Annotated in this window: 1 protein-coding gene; it reads left to right on the top strand. The window is 61.2% G+C overall.

What is annotated here, in order from left to right; translation table 11 throughout:
• On the top strand, positions 1-3,635 hold a 3,635-nt coding region (locus AAGI46_16135), incomplete at its 5' end, for an RHS repeat-associated core domain-containing protein (GenBank protein ID MEM1013738.1).
• Positions 3,636-4,027 lie beyond the last annotated feature (392 nt).

Consider the following 4,027-nt stretch of genomic DNA (forward strand, 5'->3'; position numbering starts at 1 on the left):
CCGAGAGCCCTAGCGACCTCACGACCACATTCACTTACAACGCCGGCGACCAGATCGCCACCATCACCGATCCCCGCGGCTTCAGCACGACCCATACCTACGACCGCGCGAAGCGTCTGACCGAACGAATGGTGCAAGATCTCGCCGGGAATTATGTGGAAACGTTCAATTTCGGCGACAATGGTCGTATGACCTCGGTCGTGCGCCAGCACCAACCCTCAGCGGGTAATCCCACGTCGTTCGAAACGGCGTTCGGTTACGACGCCCGCGGCCTGGCGACGTCGATCACCAACAAGCTCGGCGAGACGACGACTCGCACCTACGACGCCCAAGGTCGTGTCTCCCAAGAAGAGCTCCCGGGCGGGTTCCCCCCGACGGCCTATGCCTACGACGTGCTCGGTCGACGGGTGAAGCAAACGCGTCCGGAAGGTCTCGAGATCCAGTGGAACTACACCGACGGCGCCGACGCCCGCACCGTGGTCTACCGAGACGCGAAGGGTCAGCAGACGACGTACAGCTACGACGGGCGCGGTCGCCTCAACGAGACGGTCTACCCCGACACGACCTCGGAAGAGCTCACCTTCGACGCGCTAGGCAACGCGACGCTCGTCGAGCAGCCCGACGGCACGAAGATCACCCAGACCTTTGACGCGACCAGCCGCGTGCTGAGTCGGACGATCGAAGCCAGCGGCGGCACCCTGCCGCCGACGACTGAAAGCTACGCCTACGCCGACGGTCTTCGCCGGGTGACCGCGAGTCGCGGAAACGTCTCCACCGAGCTCACCTACGACTCGATCGGTCGCTTGATCAAAGACGAGACCGCCGGCTACGCCGTCACCTACTCGCACGACGCCAGCGGCAATCCGACGCAGATCGGCTACCCGTCCGAAATCACGGTGGGCCAGACCTTCAACGCCCGCAACCAGCTCCAGGCGCTGACCGGCTCCACGATCGGCACCTTCGGCTGGCTCGGCGACCTGCCGCTCAGCCATCAGGTCGGGCCGACGTCGATGTCTCGGCTCTACGACGGTGCGGGACGCCTGAAGGCGCTGACGACAAACGTCGGCTCCGACCTCCGCTTGCGCGAAGATCTCAAAGTCGACAGTCGAGGCCTGCGGACCCAGTCGATCCGGACCGACCTCGGCGGTCTCGGCTGGCGGTGGACGCTCGATCGCGCCGGTCGCCTCACCGAGGCCACCCAGCACTACTTCACCGGAGAAACCCCGGCCGCCGGTCCTGCTTCCGGCCGGACGTCGACCTCGTCGAGCTACGGCTACACCTACGACACGGCCGAGAACCTCACCCAGATCCGCACCACGGGTCGTTGCAGCGCACTCACGACCGACCTACCGCCCGATAGCCGCAATCGTCCGATGGCCTACGCCGACGATGTCCTGCTTTGGGACGACGCAGGCCGTCTCATCCAGAAGGGCGACCACAAATACCGCTATGACGCGAACGACCGTCTGATCAAGGTCCTCAGCGCGGCCGACGACAGCGAGCTCGCGAGCTACACCTACGACATCCACAACCGCCGCCTGACCAAGACCGTCGGCACCACGACATACCGCACGGTCTGGGACGGCTGGCGAGCGATCGAAGAATACGAAGTCGTCGACGGAGATGAGGACATCCTCCGAAGTCGCCGCACCTTTGGCCTCGGTCTCGACGGCATCGTGAAGCTCGAGCAGAAGCTCCCGAACGCAGGCCTCGAGACCTACTACCCGGTCTACGACAGCATCGGCAACGTCGCCGCGCTGCTCAACGACACCGGCTCGGTGGTCGAACGCTACGCCTACTCCCCGTACGGCGAACGTACGATCTGGCACGACACGGAGCCGCCGGCGATCCAGCAGCTGCGCCTGGAAGACGGTGACCTCATCCTCGAGCTCACCGAACCCGTCCGGGACGATGTTTTCAACGATCAGCTAAACACCGGAATCACGCTCGAGAACTTGACCGAAGGCGAGTCGCTCACGCTCGCGGCATCCCGTCCGGTGCAGTCGGGTCCGAATGCCAAGCAGCGGATCGTGCTCTCGACGAACGATCTGATCAACCCCAACGACCAGCTCCGCTTCACGCTGGCCGCCGCGTCGCTTCGCGACTTCTTCGACCACGTCGCCACCGACGGCGTCGACGAAACGCTGACCTGGACCCCGGCTGGCACCAGCGTCATCACTGACGTAACACCGCCGTCGATCCAGGCCGTGTGCCTGATCGACAAGAAGCTCGTCGTCGACTTCAGTGAGCCCGTCACGGAGTCCTCCGCCGAAGCACAGCTCACCATCAACGGTGCCGTCACCAGCTGGACCGTCGACGGCACAGGCTACAGCGTCGAGCTCGAGTCCGCACTTGATGCCGGCAGCCATGTCCTCGCCGTCGGCGAGGGGGCCCTCGACCTGGCAGGTCTGACGGCGAATCCGGCCGGTCCGTTCAGCTTTGGGGTGAGCGCCCAGTCGACGAATCAGTCGATCTTCGAAGCTCCGTCCAACGGCGAAGTGGAGGCGTCGGCTGTCGGCAACGTCTTCGGGTTCCAAGGCCTGCCGCTCGATAGCGAAACGGGGCTGTTTTACGTCCGGAATCGGATGCTGGATCCGGAGTTGGGGAGGTTCATCACAAAGGATCCCGTCGGATATGTCGATGGGCCCTCGGCTTATGCCTTTGCCATGAACTCGCCGGTGAACTACGGGGATCCGTTGGGACTCTTCAACCTCGGCCTCGGCCCGTGTGGGACTAAAGTCGGCGAAGCTTTCGACGAGTGCATGGCTCCGCTCAAGGCGCGGGAACGTGCTTTCAACGAATCGACCCACGGCCAATACATCAACGGGACGATCCAGGGCGCTGCTCGGTCTCCGGTGGCCCTTGGTGAAACGATCTACCAAGTCGTTCGTCATCCGATCCAGACGGCAAAAGGCCTCTGGCATCTCGTGACTCACCCGATCGAGGTGACTGCCGATCGGATCGTTGATTTTCAGATGGCCGGTCCGCTGGAGCGCGGCCGGACGATTGGTGGTGCGCTTGGCGATCTAGTACTGACTGGTGCCGCGGGCAAAGCTGTCAAAGTCACCCGCTCCAGTCTTAACTTCGACGATGTGGCAGAAGCGGCAGCAAATGGTTTGCGGTCTGGCGCTCGGGAGCTTCTCCCTGAGACCAGCCCTCGACTTTTGGACGTCAACCTTCATTCGATAAGAGTTGGAGGCTCTGGCCTACGCCCAAGCCGCATGACAAGGGCTACTATCGTTGGCGAGCTCCGCGGTCATACTATGCAAGCAAATAGAATTGCCGATGCAATCGAGAATGGACTTATCGACTTCAATGTTCTCAGTGATCGACTTTTTGCTAGAGCCTACTACGAGCTTCGGAAGGGGAAGGACGGTCTGCCCGGAGCCTTCAATAACGGTCGTCGGGTCTATATTCGCGAAGGCTCTCAGACGTTCCTTTCGGACGTGGTGCACGAAGGAACGCATGCACTCGACAGGCTAAGAGGATTCGAGGGGAGTCGGTATCAATTGGAAAAGAGGGCTTGGTTCTACGAGCGCCAGTTCAAGGTTGCTACTGGTACTGCCGATCCCGTGCGTGATGAAATTAGGTTAATTCTTAAGGTGGTTGAGGCAATGTACAAGGGCAAGCCGTGAAATCCTTAGAGGAACTAGCGAACTACGCCATGGGCGCGGAGTTGCCTAAGGATTTTGCTGCCATGCGGCAGCAGGTTGAAATCCTTGAGTTCAATGCGGCCGTCATGGCGCTACTTGATTGGCTGAAGTGGCGTTCCAGGACTCGATCTCAGAAGCGGTCTTTGAACTTAAGGACCCAGTATTCTTGGTCAAGTGTTCTCATCGCAATGATCGAAGAATGTGAGTCTCTTAAGACTTACTTCTGGCACAACGAAGGGACAGTTGACTTTCGGCCTCGGGTCAATGAAGACGAGCAAACCAAGGTCGAAGACTTGGTCGATAGGATCTACGACCAGCCCACTATGGAATGATCTGTCCTGTCCACACCGTCCGCTGTCTTGTCCTGTCCCGTC

The organism is Planctomycetota bacterium (assembly GCA_038746835.1).
GTDB lineage: Bacteria > Planctomycetota > Phycisphaerae > Tepidisphaerales > Tepidisphaeraceae > JBCDKH01.